The organism is Ideonella sp. BN130291, from assembly GCF_036231905.1.
Classification (GTDB): Bacteria; Pseudomonadota; Gammaproteobacteria; order Burkholderiales; family Burkholderiaceae_C; genus CAMLIZ01.
In genome coordinates this window covers 390,556-405,714 of record NZ_JAZARE010000003.1, presented here as the reverse complement: position 1 = coordinate 405,714, position 15,159 = coordinate 390,556, and the positions used below count along the sequence as shown (strand labels likewise).

The following is a 15,159-nucleotide window of genomic DNA, read 5'->3' as shown; positions in this document are numbered from 1 at the left end:
CCCCTTCATCCTCGTCAGCTGCCTTGGCCGGCCGTGCGCCTGGGTGCCTGCTGCCTTCATCGCCTGACCGATCGCCGGCCCGGCCCCCGTTGAACCCCATGGACATCGAAGCACAGCAGGCCGCAGGCGCGCTGGCCACCCAGGTCACTTGGGCGTTCGCGCCCGGCGGCCCGCTGGCCGAGTCGGACCCGTCGTATGTGGAACGGGATGCGCAGCAGCAGCTGGCGTTGGCCGTGGCGCAGGCGATCGAGCGGCGCGAAGCCCTGGTGGTGGAAGCCGGCACGGGCGTCGGCAAGACCTTCGGTTACCTGGTGCCGCTGCTGCTCTCCGGTCAGCGGGCGCTGGTGAGCACGGCCACCAAGAGCCTGCAGGACCAGCTGTTCCTGCGCGACCTGCCGCGTCTGCGCGATGCCTTGCGCATGCCGGTGACACTGGCACTGCTCAAGGGGCGGGCGAGCTACCTCTGCCTGCATCGGCTGGATCAGGCGCGCCAGAGCGCGCAGCTGCCCGACCGCTGGGCCGTGCGCACACTCGCCAAGGTGGAAACCTGGGCCCAGGCCACCACCACCGGGGACCTGGCGGAAATCGAAGGCCTGGACGAGCGTTCGCCGGTCATTCCGCTGGTGACCTCCACCCGCGAGAACTGCCTGGGCGCTGAATGCCCGCAGTACTACAAATGCCATGTGATGAAGGCGCGCCGCGAAGCGATGGCCGCTGACCTGGTGGTGGTGAACCATCACCTCTTCTTCGCCGACATGGCCTTGCGTGACAGCGGCGTGGCCGAACTGCTGCCCACAGTGGACGCCGCGGTGTTCGACGAAGCGCATCAGCTCGCCGAAGCGGGTGTGCAGTTCCTCGGCACCACCTTGGGCAGCGGGCAGGTGATCGACTTTGCACGCGACATGCTGGCCGCGGGCCTGCAGCATGCGCGTGGCCTGGCGCCCTGGTCCGACCTGGCGGCCGGCTGCGACCGCGCCGCGCGTGACCTGCGCCTGGCGGCCGCAGGGCCCATGCGCGACGTGCGGGGCATCGTCAAGCTTCGCTGGGAGGAACGATCCACGCTCGCACTGTTCAAGGACTCGCTGGCCGCCTTGGATGCGATGTGCCGGCAGGCGGCCGAGGCTTTGGACACCGTGAGCGAGATCGCGCCCGACTTCCCCAAGCTGCAGCAGCGCGCCTTGCAGCTCGCCTCCCTGGCCGGCCGCTTCGTTCAGCCGTGTGCCGATGGCCGGGTGCGCTGGATCGACCTCACCCCTTTGCAGCTGCGGCTGGTGGAGTCGCCGCTGGACATTCGCGACATGCTCACCGAGCAGCGCGAGGCCGCGCCCAAGGCCTGGATATTCACCTCGGCCACCCTCGGTGACGACGAGGCGCTGACCTGGTTTACCGCGTCGGCAGGCCTGGAGGATGCACGCACCCTCAAGCTCAACAGCCCCTTCGACTACGCGGCCCACGCCCGCCTGTGGATCCCGCAGCGGTTTCCCAAGCCCAACGACGGCGCACATCCGCCGGCGGTGGCCGCCTTGGCTGCGCGCTGCGCGGTTGCGCTGGGCGGCCGCACCTTCGTGCTCACCACCACGCTGCGGGCGCTGCAGCAGATCGCTGCCACGCTGCGCGAACAGCTGGCCGGGCACGACATCCAGGTGCTGGTGCAGGGCGAAAGCCCCAAGCGCAGCCTGCTGCAGGCCTTCCTGAGCCGGCCGTCGTCCGTGCTGGTGGGATCCCAGAGCTTCTGGGAGGGCATCGACGTGCCCGGTGAAGCGCTGCAGTGCGTGCTCATCGACAAGCTGCCTTTTCCGCCACCCAACGACCCCCTGGTGGAGGCGCGGGTCAAGCAGATCGAAGCCGCCGGTGGCAACGCGTTCATGGCGTACTTCGTGGCCGAAGCCGCCATCTCGCTCAAGCAGGGCGGCGGCCGCCTGATCCGCAGCGAAACGGACCGCGGTTTGCTGGTGGTGTGCGACCCGCGCATGGCGCAGATGCAATACGGCAAGCGCCTGAAGGCGGCGCTGCCGCCGATGACGCCGCTGGCCAGCGAAGACGACGCGCTGGCCTGGCTGGCGGAATTGGCCGCCACGCGGGACGCGCCGTTTTAGCGGCAAGTCCCTCTGGGACAGACCGCAACGCGGTCAGGGGCGCTGGCGATAGAACGGGCGGGTCGCGGACGGGTTGCCCGGCCGCGACTCGAGCCCCCTTGGGGGGCGGCCGCCCAACGGCCGGGGGTCAACGTGTCACCAGAACTGCCACCAGGAGCGGTTAGGCGAGCGGATGCCTTCCACGAGATAGCGGCTGTTCGGGAAGTTCTTCTTCAGCACACGGTCGGCGTCGTCGCGCAGCTGGGTCAGGCCCAGCTTGTCGTAGCTCTGCGCCATGATGTAGAGCGCTTCTTCCGTGGCGGGCGCCTGCTGGAACTCCTGCACCGCCTGCTGGGCGCGGTTGGCAGCCGCCACGAAGGCGCCGCGGCGGAAGTAGTAGCGCGCCACATGCAGCTCATAGTCGGCCAGCGCGTTCACGATGTAGTCCATGCGCAGCCGCGCGTCCGGCGTGTACTTGGAGTTCGGGAACTGTTCCACCAGCTGCTTGAACGACTGGTGCGCGTCCCGCGAAGCCTGCTGGTCGCGCTCGGACATGTCCTGGCCGGCCAGGCTGCCCAGCAGCCCGCGGTTGTCGTTGAAGTTCACGATGCCGCGCAGGTACAGCGCATAGTCCAGCGCCGGGCTGGACGGATGCAGCTTGATGAAGCGGTCCAGCGTGGAGATGGACTGTGCGCGCTCGCCCTGCTTGTAGTACACGTAGGCCAGGTCGAGCGTGGCCTGCTGTGCCAGCAGGGTGCCGGCCGCCCGGCCTTCCACGCGCTCCAGCAGCTTGATCGCCGAGTCGTAGGAGCCGGACGCCATGTCTTCCTTGGCGTCTGCATACAATCGTTCGACCGCCTGCGGCGAGTTGTCGTCGCCTTTCGGGCTCGAACCACAAGCCGCCAGCAGCGCCGCCAGCATCAGCGGCGCCATTGCGCCGCTAAGGCGCCACACACGGGAAACGGTCATCGGTGGGTCCGGCACATCGTGGGCCGGCATCGGTAGTCTGCAAGAACGCACACGATTATATGAACCGCCCCGAGCCGCAGCCGTTGGACCTGCACACGCTGCCCGACGCTGCCGACGAGGCCGAAGCCGACGCGCATGAAGTTCGCCAGGCAGTGGTCGATGCGGCGCAGCACGGCGAGCGCCTGGACAAGGTGCTGGTCGTCCTGGCGCCGGAGTTTTCGCGCAGCCACCTGCAATCGCTGATCGATGGCGGCCATGTCCTCCTGGATGGGGTGGCGGCCGGTGCGGCGTCGCGCCGCGTGCGCGTGGGGCAGGCCGTTCGGCTGGAGCTTGTGCCCACGGCGGAAAGCCGCGCCTTCCGGGCCGAGCCCCTGCCCTTGGACATCGCGTTCGAGGACGAGCACCTGCTGGTCATCCACAAGCCGGCCGGGATGGTGGTGCATCCGGCCGCGGGCAACTGGTCCGGCACCGTGCTCAATGCGCTGCTCGCGCACCATGCGGCGGCCGCGTCCCTGCCGCGCGCGGGCATTGTTCACCGGCTCGACAAGGACACGTCCGGCCTCATGGTGGTGGGCAAGACGCTGCCGGCGGTGACGGCGCTGGTGCGCAGCATCGCCGCGCGCGAGGTGCACCGCCAGTACCTCGCGCTCGCCCACGGCGAAGTGCGCTTCGAGCACGTAAGCATCGACGCGCCCATTGCACGCGACCCGCAGTCGCGCATCCGCATGGCCGTGGTGGCGTCGGGCAAACCTGCGCGCACGGACGTGGAGCGCATCGCCGTGCACGACGGCGTGAGCGCGCTGCGCTGCACCTTGCACACCGGCCGCACGCACCAGATCCGCGTGCACCTCGCGTCGCGCGGCCATCCCCTGCTGGCGGATGCCACCTATGGCGGCCGCCCCGCACTGGGGCTCACACGCCAGGCCCTGCACGCCGAGCGCCTGCGCCTGCGCCATCCGGCCACGGCCCGGGAGCTGGATTTCCAGGCCGACCTGCCGGCGGACCTGCTGCCGGCGTGGCAGCAGGTCGCCGGAGCATCACGATGAGCGGCTACAATCGCGTTCCAGGTCCCCAGGCTTCAGCGCCCTGCGATATCCCTTCGCAGCCTGCTGGTCGGCCTGCCAGACGCTACAGCGGCGCCACCGAGGCACGAGCCTCCAGGTCTGTTTGAGGCCCCAGGCGCTCCGATCGCCACTGCCGGTTCAAGGCCGGCCGCGAGAACCACATCGATGAACACCCAGGATGCAAAGCGCGTCCTCGAAACCGCGCTGATCTGCGCCCAGGCACCGCTCTCGCTGCGCGAGATGCGCGTGCTGTTCGAAGACCAGGTCGGTGCAGACACCCTGCGCAGCCTGCTCGATGAGCTGGCGCGCGAATGGGAAGACCGCGGCGTCGAACTGGTGGCATTGGCCAGCGGCTGGCGTTTCCAAAGCCGGCCGGAAATGCGCGAGTTCCTGGACCGGCTCAATCCCGAGAAGCCGCCGAAGTACTCCCGCGCCGTGATGGAAACGCTGGCGATCGTGGCCTACCGCCAGCCGGTCACCCGGGGCGACATCGAGGACATCCGCGGCGTGACGGTGGGCAGCCAGATCGTCAAGCAGCTGGAGGACCGCGGCTGGATCGAAGCCATCGGCTACCGCGAAGCCCCCGGCCGCCCGGCGCTGTATGCCACCACACGCCAGTTCCTGGACGACCTGGGGCTGGCCAGCCTGGACCAGCTGCCCGCACTGGACGGTGCGCCGCCGCACGCGGCAGCGCTGGTGGATGGCATGTCCGACGGGCAACCCTCCTTGCTCGAGGAAGGGCAGGCCGCACTGCCCCTGGATGCGCAGGCGGCGGCTGCCGAGCCCACCCCGCCCGCCGAACCCGCACCCGCCGCCAGCAGCGATTCGCCTGCATCCGCGGCTCCCGACGAAGAACCTGTCCCTGACGTGCCGGCCGACGATGCGGCACCTGTAGAACCACACACATGAACGCCAACGACTCCGACTCGCTCCCCTCCGATGCCCCGGCCGACCCGGCCGCCGGCTCCCCCGACGCGCCAGCGCCCAAGCCGCGACGCCGACGCACGGTGAAAAAGAGCGAGACCGCCGAGGCGGTGGCAGAGGCCATCAGCGATGCCGGTGGCCACACCGTGGAGCCGGCGCCCTTGACGGTGCCGGAGACCGTGGTGGCGGCGATTCCTGCGCAGGCCGAGCCCGCCGTGGCGGCCGGGGTGGAAGCGGAGCCTGCCGGATCGGACGATGGGGCCGGTGCAGCCGCCCCCGCGGGCGACGCCCCGCGCAGTGGGCGCAACCGCCGGCGCGGCCGGCGTGACCGCGGCCCGCGCGAGGCGGGCCCGGATGGCGTGGTGGCCGAAGGCGGCGCTGGCGCTGAAGGGGCTGCTGCCGAAGCCCGCGAAGCGCGCGAACCGCGCGAGCCGCGGCCACCCAGGGAGCCGCGCCCGCCCAAGGAGCCGCGCCCGGTGCCGCCCACGCCCAGCACCGGCGAGGTGTTCGCCCAGCTGTTGTCCGGCGAGTTCGATGCCGAACCCCCGGCCGCTGAAGCCGAGCCCGAAGCGGCCGTCGAGGAGGCCCAGACCAAGCGGGTGCTGGCTGCGGATGCCGACGCGCCCAAGCTGCACAAGGTGCTCGCGCAGGCCGGCGTCGGCTCCCGGCGCGACCTGGAGCAGATGATCGTCGAGGGCCGTGTCACGGTGAACGGCGAGCCGGCGCACATCGGCCAGCGCATCTCCTTTGGGGATCAGGTCAAGGTCAATGGCAAGCCGGTGCGCTACCGCATCTCGCCGCCCCCGCCGCGCGTGATCGCCTATCACAAGCCGGCCGGCGAAGTGGTGACGCATGACGATCCGCAGCAGCGGCCCACGGTGTTCCGCAAGCTGCCGCGGCTGCAGCAGGGCAAGTGGCAGTCCGTGGGGCGGCTGGACATCAACACCGAAGGCCTGCTGCTGTTCACCAACTCGGGCGAGCTCGCCAACCAGCTGATGCATCCGCGCTTCGGCGTGGAGCGGGAATACGCCGTGCGGGTGCTGGGCACCCTGGACGACGAGTCGCGCGCCCGCCTGCTGGAGGGTGTGGACATCGAGGGCCAGAAGGCCGCATTCAAGGCCATCGAGGACGGTGGCGGCGAGGGTGTGAACCGCTGGTACCGCGTGGTCATCACCGAAGGCCGCAACCGCGAGGTGCGCAAGCTTTTCGACGCGGTGGGCCTCACCGTGAGCCGCCTCATCCGCGTGCGTTATGGCACCGTGGTGCTGCCGCGCGGGCTCAAGCGCGGCGTGTGGGTGGACCTGGACGACAACGACGTGCGCACCATCCGCCGCCTGGCCGGTGGTGGTGAGGGCCGGCCGCAGAGCGCCGAGGCAGAAGGCGGCGAAGGCAAGCCGGGCCGCGGCCGCCGGGGCGGCAAGCGTGGCCGTGGCGGCCGCCGTGAAGAGGGCGGCCGGCGCGAAGAGACGGGCCAGCGCGGCCCGGGCCCGCGCGAGGGTGGCGGCAACATTCCCAACCCGTTGCAGCAGACCTTCGACAAGCGCGGCCGCCAGGCCGAACGGCGCGAGCCCCGTGCGGCCGATGATCGCGACGAGAACACCGGCCCGATCCCGAATCCGCTGCAGCAGACCTACGACAAGCGGGCGCTGATGCAGGACCGCCAGGCCAATCGCCGCCAGCACCATGACGGGGACGATGACAACACCGGCCCGATCCCGAATCCGCTGCAGCAGACCTACGACAAGCGTTTTGTCCAGAAGCCGCGCGGGCCAGGGGGTGCCGGCGGCCCCGGCGGCGGCCGCAAGAAGGGCGGTGGCGGCGGTGGTGGCGGCGGCGTGAAGCAGCCCGACCCGATGCAGACCTCGGTGGGCTACATCGGTGCCGACGCCTTCCTGCGCAACAAGGGTGGTGGCGGCGGTGGTGGTGGCCGGGGTGGCCCGCGGGGCGGGCGGCGCGGGCGCTGACCCCACGCCAAGCAGGCCCCGCGTGCAGTGCCCGGACATGTTCGCGGGCTACAATGCAAGGCTTTGCCAAGTTATTGATTCAGGAGAAGAAACATGGCCATCGAACGCACCCTGTCCATCATCAAGCCCGACGCCGTGGCGAAGAACGTGATCGGACAGATCTACGCCCGCTTCGAAGGCGCTGGCCTCAAGATCGTTGCCGCCAAGATGGCGCATCTGTCGCGCGGTGAAGCCGAGGCGTTCTACGCCGTTCACAAGGCGCGTCCGTTCTTCAACGACCTCGTCAACTTCATGATCTCCGGCCCGGTGATGATCCAGGTGCTCGAAGGCGAAAACGCCATCGCGAAGAACCGTGAACTGATGGGCGCCACCGACCCGAAGAAGGCCGAGAAAGGCACGATCCGCGCCGATTTCGCCGATAGCATCGACGCCAACGCGGTGCACGGCTCGGACGCGCCGGAAACTGCAGCGGTGGAAGTCGGTTTCTTCTTCCCCGGCATGAACGTCTACTCGCGCTGAAAGCGCGTGCCCCTGGAGGGGCGTCATGACAGCCAATCTGCTTGAATTCGATCTCGACGGCTTGGCTGCCTACTGCGAGCAGCTGGGGGAAAAGCGCTTTCGCGCCACCCAGCTGTTTCGCTGGATCCATCAAAAAGGGGCATCTGACTTTGCGCAGATGTCCGACCTGGCGAAGTCCCTGCGTGAAAAGCTGGCCGGCAGCGCCGAAGTGCGCGCGCTGCAGGTGATCAGCGAGCAGGCCTCCGCCGACGGCACGATCAAGTGGCTGTTCGACGTGGGCGGCGGCAACGCGGTGGAGTCGGTGTTCATCCCCGAAGACGACCGCGGCACCTTGTGCGTGTCGTCCCAGGCCGGTTGTGCGGTGGGCTGCCGTTTCTGCTCCACCGGCCATCAGGGCTTCAGCCGCAACCTCAGCACCGGTGAGATCATCGCCCAGCTGTGGTTTGCCGAGCACCAGCTTCGCCGCCGCTTGCAGCTTGCCGAAGGCGAACGCGCCATCACCAACGTGGTGATGATGGGCATGGGCGAGCCGCTGCAGAACTACAGCGCGCTGGTGCCGGCGCTGCGCATGATGCTCGACGACCACGGCTACGGCCTGTCGCGCCGCCGTGTCACCGTGTCCACCTCCGGCGTGGTGCCGATGATGGACCGGCTGCGCAGCGATTGCCCGGTCGCGCTGGCGGTGTCCCTGCATGCGCCCAACGATCCGCTGCGCGACAACCTCGTCCCGCTCAACCGCAAGTACCCGCTGCATGAGCTGATGGCGGCATGCCAGCGCTACCTGGAAGCGGCGCCGCGCGACTTCATCACCTTCGAGTACTGCATGCTGGACGGGGTGAACGACACGCCCGAGCTGGCGCGCGAACTGGTGGCCCTGGTGCGCGGCGAGCACTCGGCCACGCGGGCGATCGGCCCGGTGTCGTGCAAGCTGAATCTCATTCCGTTCAATCCCTTCCCGGAGTCCGGCCTCATCCGATCGCCGCGCGAGCGCGTGCAGGCTTTTGCCAAGGTGCTGCAGGACGCGGGCGTGGTCACCACGGTGCGCAAGACACGGGGCGACGACATCGCCGCCGCCTGCGGCCAGCTGGCCGGCGAAGTGCAGGATCGCACGCACGCCCGCGAACGCATGAGCCGCGCGCCCATCCGGCTGCAGCCAGTGAGCTCGCCACGCAATCCGGGGCACCATTGACCTTTTGAGCCGCTCACCTGCTGAGCCGAGGAGACGACGCTTGTTGATGAGGCACTGCCTACGCCGATGGCCATCGCCGACCGCCCTGCGCTGGATGGCCGGCGTGGCCTGCGCGCTCGCGCTCACCGGCTGCACCACCACCAGCTCCAGCACCAGCACGGATGGCAGCCGCACTTCGGGCGCTTCGTCGGAGCAAGGCGACAACGACCGGCGGGCCCGCGTGCGGCTGGAACTGGCGTCCGCCTACTTCGCGCGCGGCCAGACCGACACCGCGCTCGACGAGGTGAGGCAGGCGTTGGCTGCCGACCCGCAGTTCGGCGATGCCTACAACCTGCGCGGGCTGATCTACGGCAGCATGGGTAACGCGCCGCTGGCGGAGGAAAGCTTCCGCCGCGCGTTGCAGCTGAACGCGCATGACGCCGATGCCATGCACAACTATGGCTGGTTCCTGTGCCAGCAGCGCCGGTTCGACGAGGCGCAGGCGCAGTTCGGGCAGGCGGTGGCCCAGCCGCAGTACCGCGGCCAGCCGCGCACCCTGCTGGCGCAGGGTGTGTGCCAGGCACGCGCCGGCCAGTTGGCAGAAGCCGAACGCACCCTGTTGCGGGCCTATGAGTTCGACCCGAGCAACCCCACGACCGCAGTGAACCTCGCCGAGGTCCTGTACCAGCGCGCCGAGTACGAGCGTGCCCGTTTCTACATCGGCCGCGTCAATGCGCAGCCCGAGCAGTCCAGCGCCCAGACCTTGTGGCTGGCAGCGCGGGTCGAGAACAAGCTCGGCAACCGGCAGGGGGTGCAGCAGTTCGGCACCGAGCTGCGCAACCGCTTCCCGCAGGCGCCTGAAACCCTGGCGCTGGAGAGAGGGCGGTTCGATGAGTGAGGTGGGTGAAGAGCAGGCCGGCCTGACCGCGGGCGCCATGCTGCGCGAGGCCCGCATGGCGCAGGGCATGCACATCGCGGCCCTGGCCGCTGCGATCAAGGTCACTCCGCGCAAGCTGGAGGCGCTGGAAGCCGACCGCTACGAAGAACTCTCCGACACCACCTTCACCCGGGCGCTGGCCCAGGCGGTGTGCCGCGCGCTCAAGATCCCTGCCGAGCCGGTGCTTGCCAAATTGCCCCAGGCACCCGGCAAGGGCCTGGAAAAGGTGAGCGAGGGCATCAATGCGCCGTTCCGTGAACGGGGCAGCCGGCGAGACAGCAGCGACTGGCCAGCATTCAACCGGCCGGTGGTGTGGGGCTCTGCCATGCTGGTGGCGGCCGCCGTGGCGGTGTACTTCCTGCCGCCGGGCTGGCTGAACCTGCCGCGTGGCGCCGCGCCCGCCGAAGCGCCGGCCGCCTCGGCGGTGGCCGATGCCGCCAGTACCACAGCGATCGCAGCGCCGGCACCCATGCCGACCCTCGCTGCTCCTGTGGCCGTGCCGGCATCCGCGTCCACGGCCGCGCCCACGGTGGCCGCCTCGGCGGCGGCGTCCGCACCCACGGCTGCACCGGCACTGGTGCCGGCTGCGTCCACGGTGGCCTCGCGGTCTCCCGTGGTGGCCTCGCCGGCCAGCATGGCCTTGCCGCTGACCCCGCCGCCGACCGCACCGGGGGCCGGCAACACGGCCGAGCCGCAACTCACCGTCAAGGCCACCAGCGGGCCGTCGTGGCTGGAGGTACAGGACGCGACCGGCAAGGTGCTGATCTCGCGCACCGTGCAGACCGGAGAGTCCGTGTCGCTGGCAGGGCCGGTGCCCTTGCGCGTGAAAATCGGCAATGCCGCGGTCACGCAGCTCAGCTTCCGCGGCCAGCCGGTGCCGCTGTCCACCCGCGACAACGTGGCACGCCTTGAACTGAAGTAGCGGCCGCAAGCCGGACGCCGAAAGACGCATGACCGACCTGAACGCCTTCTCCTTCGAACCGATTGCCGCCGCCGCGCCGGCGCAGCGCCGTTCGCGCCAGGCGCGCGTGGCGTGGGGCGACCGTGTGGTCACGGTGGGCGGCGATGCACCGGTGCGTGTGCAGTCCATGACCAACACCGACACGGTGGACGTCATCGGCACCGCCATCCAGGTGAAGGAGCTGGCCGTGGCCGGCTCGGAGATGGTGCGCATCACGGTCAATACGCCGGAGGCCGCGCAGGCGGTGCCGCACATCCGCGAGCAACTGGACCGCATGGGCATAGCCGTGCCGCTGGTGGGCGACTTCCACTACAACGGTCATCGGCTGCTGACCGAGTTTCCCGCGTGCGCCGAGGCGCTGTCCAAGTACCGCATCAACCCGGGCAACGTCGGCAAGGGCGACAAGCGCGACCGCCAGTTCGCCCAGATGATCGAAGCGGCCTGCCGCTGGAACAAGGCGGTGCGCATCGGCGTCAACTGGGGCAGCCTGGACCAGGAACTGCTCGCGTCGCTGATGGACGACAACGCGAAGCGCGCCCAACCCTGGGACGCCAAGCAGGTGATGTACCAGGCGCTGGTGAGCTCGGCGCTGCAGTCGGCGGCCTACGCGAGCGAGCTGGGCCTGGACCCGAACCAGATCATCATCAGCTGCAAGGTCAGCGGCGTGCAGGACCTGATCAGCGTGTACCGCGCGCTCAGCCAGCGCTGCGACTATGCGTTGCACCTGGGCCTCACCGAAGCCGGCATGGGCACCAAGGGCACGGTGGCCTCGGCGGCGGCGCTGTCGGTGCTGCTGCAGGAAGGCATCGGCGACACCATCCGCGTGTCGCTCACGCCCCAGCCCGGCGAAGCACGCACCCAGGAGGTGGTGGTGGCGCTGGAGATCCTGCAGGCGCTGGGCCTGCGCCACTTCAACCCCAGCGTCACCGCCTGCCCCGGGTGCGGCCGCACCACCAGCACCACCTTCCAGGAGCTGGCCAAGCAGATCGACGACTACCTGCGCCTGCAGATGCCGGTGTGGCGCGCGCGCTATCCCGGTGTGGAGAACATGAAGGTCGCGGTGATGGGCTGCATCGTCAACGGCCCCGGCGAGAGCAAGCATGCCGACATCGGCATCAGCCTGCCGGGCACTGGCGAGGCCCCCGCGGCTCCGGTGTTCATTGACGGCGAGAAGGCTTTGACGCTGCGCGGCGAAGGCATCGCCCGCGACTTCCAGAAGATCGTCGAGGACTACATCGAGCGCCGCTTCGGCGCTGCCACGGCCGCGCATTGAAGCGGCTGTCGTCCTCGCACCGCCTTCCTCCTCATCCCACGCGGCCAAGAGGCCGCTTTTTGCACTCCAGACATGGCTGACATCCTGCGTGCCGTCAAAGGCATGAACGACATCCTGCCGGCGAGCGTGCCGCGCACCGAGAAGCTGCCCGATTCCGGCTTGTGGCAGTGGTTCGACACCACGGTGCGCACAGTGCTCGGCCGCTATGGCTACCAGTACCTGCTGACGCCCATCGTGGAGCCCACCGCCTTGTTCGTGCGCGGCCTGGGCGAGGTGACCGACATCGTGGAAAAGGAGATGTACTCCTTTGTCGATGCGATGAACGGCGACCGGCTCACCCTTCGGCCCGAAGCCACTGCCGGCATCGTGCGCGCGATGGTGGAGCACAACGCGCTCTACAACGGCCCGCTGCGCGTGTGGACCATGGGTGCGATGTTCCGCCACGAGAAGCCGCAGAAGGGCCGCTATCGCCAGTTCCACCAGCTCGACGTGGAGGCACTGGGCTTTGCCGGGCCGGACGTTGATGCGGAGATGATCCTCATGGCGCGCAGCCTCTGGCGCGAGCTCGGCCTGGTGGAAGGCCAGCAGGTGCGGCTGGAGCTCAACAGCCTGGGCCAGCCCGCCGAGCGGCGCGCCCACCGCGATGCGCTGGTGGCCTACTTCCAGCAGCATGCCGACGCGCTGGACGCGGACTCCCAGCGTCGCCTGCACAGCAACCCGCTGCGCATCCTGGACAGCAAGAACCCGGCGATGCAGACGCTGATCGAAGGCGCGCCGCAGCTGATGGACTTCCTCGGCGAGGCCTCGCTTGCGCACTTCAATGCAGTACGCGCGGTGCTGGATGCCGCGGGCCTGGCCTACCGCGTGAATCCGCGCCTGGTGCGCGGCATGGACTACTACAACCTCACGGTGTTCGAGTGGGTGACCGACCAGCTCGGCTCCCAGGGCACGGTGTGTGGTGGCGGCCGCTACGACGGCCTGATCGAGCAACTGGGCGGCAAGCCGACACCTGCGGTCGGCTTCGGGCTGGGCATCGAGCGCCTGCTGCTGCTGATCCAGGAGCTGGCCCTGCCGGTGCCGGGCGCCGTGCCGCTGGCCTATGCGGTGCTGCCGTCGGCGGCCGCCGTGCCGCAAGCCATGGCGGCGCTGGAATCCCTGCGTGCCGCTGGCGTGGCGGTGCTCATGCACGCCGGCGGCGGCAGCATGAAGGCGCAGTTCAAGAAGGCGGATGCCAGCGGCGCACGCTACGCGCTGATCTTCGGTGACGACGAACTTGCGCGCGGTGAAGTCGCGGTCAAGTCCTTGCGGGATGCGGGTGCCGGGCAACGCAGCGTGCCGATCGGTCAGCTGGCCTCCCTGGCCCGCGAATGGCTCGGCGCATAAGCGCCGCACCGGCCGAAGCCATAATCCTCCCTTTTCCAACGCAGCGCCTGGCGAAGGCGCGGGCACCATGGCGACTCAACTCGACCTGCAAGAACAAGAACAGCTCGACGAACTCAAGGCGTTCTGGAAGCAATACGGCAACCTGATCACCTGGGTGCTGATCCTCGTGCTCGGCGCGTTCGCCGCGTGGAACGGCTGGAACTGGTACCAGCGCGAGCAGGCCGGCAAGGCCAGCGCGATGTTCGATGAGCTCGAGCGCGCAGCGCAGGCTGGCGATGCGGAGAAGGCTGGCAAGGTCTTCTCCGACCTGAAGGCCCGCTATCCGCGCACGGCCTTCGCTGAGCAGGGCGGCCTGCTCGCGGCCAAGGTGCAGTACGAAAAAGGCCAGGCCGACGGCGCGAAAGCCACCTTGGCCTGGGTGGCTGACAACGCCACCGAGAACGAATACAAGACCATCGCGCGGCTGCGCCTGGCCGGTGTGCTGCTCGACCAGAAGCAGTACGACGAAGCGCTGAAGCAACTCGCCTCGGCCAGCGGCAAGGAGTTTGAAGCCCTGGTGGCCGACCGGCGCGGCGACGTGCTGCTGGCGCAGGGCAAGAAGGACGACGCCAAGGCGGCCTACCAGGCTGCATGGAAGGCCATGGACGAGAAGCTCGAATACCGGCGCCTGGTGGATGCCAAGCTCACGGCGCTGGGTGCCCCGCCGGAGCCCGCGGCCGGTGCTTCGGCACCTGCAGGAGCCAAACAATGATGGCCGGCGCCATGGTGCGCAGGGCCGCCTGTGCGACGGCGGTGCTGTCGCTCAGCATGCTGGCCGGTTGCGGCAGCCTGAGCGGCTTGAACCCGATGAGCTGGTTCTCCGACAAGCCCAAGCCTGCGGAGCTGGAAGCCGTGACGCCCAAGATCGCGGGCCGGCAGGTGTGGGCCGCGCGGGTGGACAGCGTGCAGTTCCCGATGGCGGTCGCCGTGAGCGGCGCCTCCTTCACCGCGGCCGGCACCGACGGCACGGTGGTGGCGCTGAACGCGGACGACGGCCGCGAACTCTGGCGCGGCAATGTCGGCGAACGCCTGTCCGCCGGCGTGGGCAGCGATGGTCGCTTTGCCGCGGTGGTGACCCGCAACAACGAGCTGGTGGTGATGGAAGCCGGTGCGCTCAAGTGGCGCCAGGCGCTCAGCTCGCGCGTCGTCGCCGCGCCGCTGGTGGCCGGCGAACGTGTCTTCGTGATGGGCGTGGACCGGGCGGTGCATGCCTTCGACGTGCTGGACGGCCGGCGCATCTGGTCGCTGCAACGCCCTGGCGACGCGCTCACGCTGGCCCAGCCGGGCGTCGTGGCCGCCTTCAAGGACACCTTGCTGGTGGGCCAGGGCGCTCGCCTGACCGGGGTGGATCCGGTGCGCGGCACCGTCCGCTGGGAGGTGCCGCTGGCATCGCCGCGCGGCACCAACGAAGTCGAGCGCCTGGCCGACCTGGTGGGCCCGGTGGTGCGGACAGGAGACACCGTGTGCGCCCGCGCCTTCCAGTCGGCGGTGGCCTGTGCCAATGCCGAGCGCGCCAGCCTGCTGTGGAGCAAGAACGTGGGCGGCATCAACGCGGTCGGCGGGGATGCCGAGTTCCTCTTCGGCGGCGATGCCAGCGATCGGGTGACCGCCTGGCGCACCGCCAGCGGCGATGTTGCCTGGACCCATGAGCGTTTCCTCAACCGCGGCTTGAGCGGCCCGCTCAGCGTGGGCAAGACCGTGGTGTTCGGCGATTTCGAAGGTTATGTGCACTTCCTGGCCCGCGAGACCGGCGAGACGCTGCTGCGCCTGCCCACCGACGGCTCGGCGGTGGTCGGCACCCCCGTGCGATCGGGCACCACCTTGCTGGTGACCACGCGCAACGGCGGCCTGTTCGCTTTCCGGCCGGAATGAACCCCGTCTTC

Annotated in this window: 13 protein-coding genes; 12 read left to right on the top strand and 1 reads right to left on the bottom strand. The window is 69.6% G+C overall.

The window, feature by feature from the left end:
* The first annotated feature begins 98 nt into the window (after positions 1-98).
* Positions 99-2,096, top strand: coding sequence for an ATP-dependent DNA helicase (locus VPH43_RS08195; RefSeq protein ID WP_328577190.1), 1,998 nt, complete (start codon positions 99-101; stop codon positions 2,094-2,096).
* A 135-nt stretch (positions 2,097-2,231) separates the two neighbouring features.
* On the opposite strand, the gene VPH43_RS08190 is transcribed toward VPH43_RS08195, so the two are convergent.
* On the bottom strand, positions 2,232-3,044 hold the full coding sequence (locus VPH43_RS08190; protein ID WP_328577189.1) for an outer membrane protein assembly factor BamD: 813 nt from the start codon (positions 3,042-3,044) through the stop codon (positions 2,232-2,234).
* 59 nt (positions 3,045-3,103) lie between these two features.
* On the opposite strand from VPH43_RS08190, the gene VPH43_RS08185 reads away from it, so the two are divergent.
* From VPH43_RS08185 to bamB, 11 genes are all read left to right on the top strand, one after another.
* Positions 3,104-4,090 (top strand): RluA family pseudouridine synthase, encoded by a 987-nt coding sequence (locus VPH43_RS08185; protein WP_328577188.1) that lies wholly within the window; start codon positions 3,104-3,106, stop codon positions 4,088-4,090.
* Positions 4,091-4,273: 183 nt separating this feature from the next.
* Positions 4,274-5,017, top strand: a complete 744-nt coding sequence (scpB, locus tag VPH43_RS08180) for an SMC-Scp complex subunit ScpB (protein WP_328577187.1) — start codon at positions 4,274-4,276, stop codon at positions 5,015-5,017.
* Positions 5,014-6,996, top strand: coding sequence for a pseudouridine synthase (locus tag VPH43_RS08175; RefSeq protein WP_328577186.1), 1,983 nt, complete (start codon positions 5,014-5,016; stop codon positions 6,994-6,996). The genes scpB and VPH43_RS08175 overlap by 4 nt, the downstream gene beginning before the upstream one ends.
* 93 nt (positions 6,997-7,089) lie before the next feature.
* Positions 7,090-7,515 carry a nucleoside-diphosphate kinase gene (ndk, locus tag VPH43_RS08170; RefSeq protein ID WP_328577185.1) on the top strand — a complete coding sequence of 142 codons (426 nt, stop codon included), beginning with the start codon at positions 7,090-7,092 and terminating at the stop codon, positions 7,513-7,515.
* A 25-nt stretch (positions 7,516-7,540) separates the two neighbouring features.
* A complete protein-coding gene (gene rlmN, locus VPH43_RS08165) occupies positions 7,541-8,704 on the top strand; it encodes a 23S rRNA (adenine(2503)-C(2))-methyltransferase RlmN (protein ID WP_328577184.1) in 1,164 nt (387 codons plus the stop codon).
* Positions 8,705-8,750: 46 nt separating this feature from the next.
* Positions 8,751-9,581, top strand: a complete 831-nt coding sequence (gene pilW / locus VPH43_RS08160; RefSeq protein WP_328577183.1) for a type IV pilus biogenesis/stability protein PilW — start codon at positions 8,751-8,753, stop codon at positions 9,579-9,581.
* Entirely contained in the window at positions 9,574-10,542 is a 969-nt protein-coding gene (locus VPH43_RS08155; protein WP_328577182.1) for a helix-turn-helix domain-containing protein, read from the top strand. The genes pilW and VPH43_RS08155 overlap by 8 nt, the downstream gene beginning before the upstream one ends.
* A 28-nt stretch (positions 10,543-10,570) precedes the next feature.
* Positions 10,571-11,854: a flavodoxin-dependent (E)-4-hydroxy-3-methylbut-2-enyl-diphosphate synthase gene (ispG, locus tag VPH43_RS08150; protein ID WP_328577181.1), complete on the top strand. Its 1,284-nt coding sequence runs from the start codon at positions 10,571-10,573 to the stop codon at positions 11,852-11,854.
* Positions 11,855-11,926: 72 nt separating this feature from the next.
* Positions 11,927-13,237, top strand: a complete 1,311-nt coding sequence (hisS, locus tag VPH43_RS08145; RefSeq protein WP_328577180.1) for a histidine--tRNA ligase — start codon at positions 11,927-11,929, stop codon at positions 13,235-13,237.
* 67 nt (positions 13,238-13,304) lie between these two features.
* Complete coding sequence (locus tag VPH43_RS08140) at positions 13,305-13,988, top strand: YfgM family protein (protein ID WP_328577179.1); 684 nt, start codon at positions 13,305-13,307, stop codon at positions 13,986-13,988.
* Positions 13,985-15,148, top strand: coding sequence for an outer membrane protein assembly factor BamB (gene bamB, locus VPH43_RS08135; protein WP_328577178.1), 1,164 nt, complete (start codon positions 13,985-13,987; stop codon positions 15,146-15,148). Before VPH43_RS08140 ends, bamB begins: the two co-directional genes overlap by 4 nt.
* Positions 15,149-15,159: the final 11 nt, after the last annotated feature.

Bases quoted from the DNA above. Each gene is read 5' to 3' on its own strand.
- VPH43_RS08195 (WP_328577190.1), top strand. From the start codon at position 99: ATGGACATCGAAGCACAGCAGGCCGCAGGCGCGCTGGCCACCCAGGTC.
- VPH43_RS08190 (WP_328577189.1), bottom strand. From the start codon at position 3,044: ATGACCGTTTCCCGTGTGTGGCGCCTTAGCGGCGCAATGGCGCCGCTG.
- VPH43_RS08185 (WP_328577188.1), top strand. From the start codon at position 3,104: ATGAACCGCCCCGAGCCGCAGCCGTTGGACCTGCACACGCTGCCCGAC.
- scpB (WP_328577187.1), top strand. From the start codon at position 4,274: ATGAACACCCAGGATGCAAAGCGCGTCCTCGAAACCGCGCTGATCTGC.
- VPH43_RS08175 (WP_328577186.1), top strand. From the start codon at position 5,014: ATGAACGCCAACGACTCCGACTCGCTCCCCTCCGATGCCCCGGCCGAC.
- ndk (WP_328577185.1), top strand. From the start codon at position 7,090: ATGGCCATCGAACGCACCCTGTCCATCATCAAGCCCGACGCCGTGGCG.
- rlmN (WP_328577184.1), top strand. From the start codon at position 7,541: ATGACAGCCAATCTGCTTGAATTCGATCTCGACGGCTTGGCTGCCTAC.
- pilW (WP_328577183.1), top strand. From the start codon at position 8,751: ATGAGGCACTGCCTACGCCGATGGCCATCGCCGACCGCCCTGCGCTGG.
- VPH43_RS08155 (WP_328577182.1), top strand. From the start codon at position 9,574: ATGAGTGAGGTGGGTGAAGAGCAGGCCGGCCTGACCGCGGGCGCCATG.
- ispG (WP_328577181.1), top strand. From the start codon at position 10,571: ATGACCGACCTGAACGCCTTCTCCTTCGAACCGATTGCCGCCGCCGCG.
- hisS (WP_328577180.1), top strand. From the start codon at position 11,927: ATGGCTGACATCCTGCGTGCCGTCAAAGGCATGAACGACATCCTGCCG.
- VPH43_RS08140 (WP_328577179.1), top strand. From the start codon at position 13,305: ATGGCGACTCAACTCGACCTGCAAGAACAAGAACAGCTCGACGAACTC.
- bamB (WP_328577178.1), top strand. From the start codon at position 13,985: ATGATGGCCGGCGCCATGGTGCGCAGGGCCGCCTGTGCGACGGCGGTG.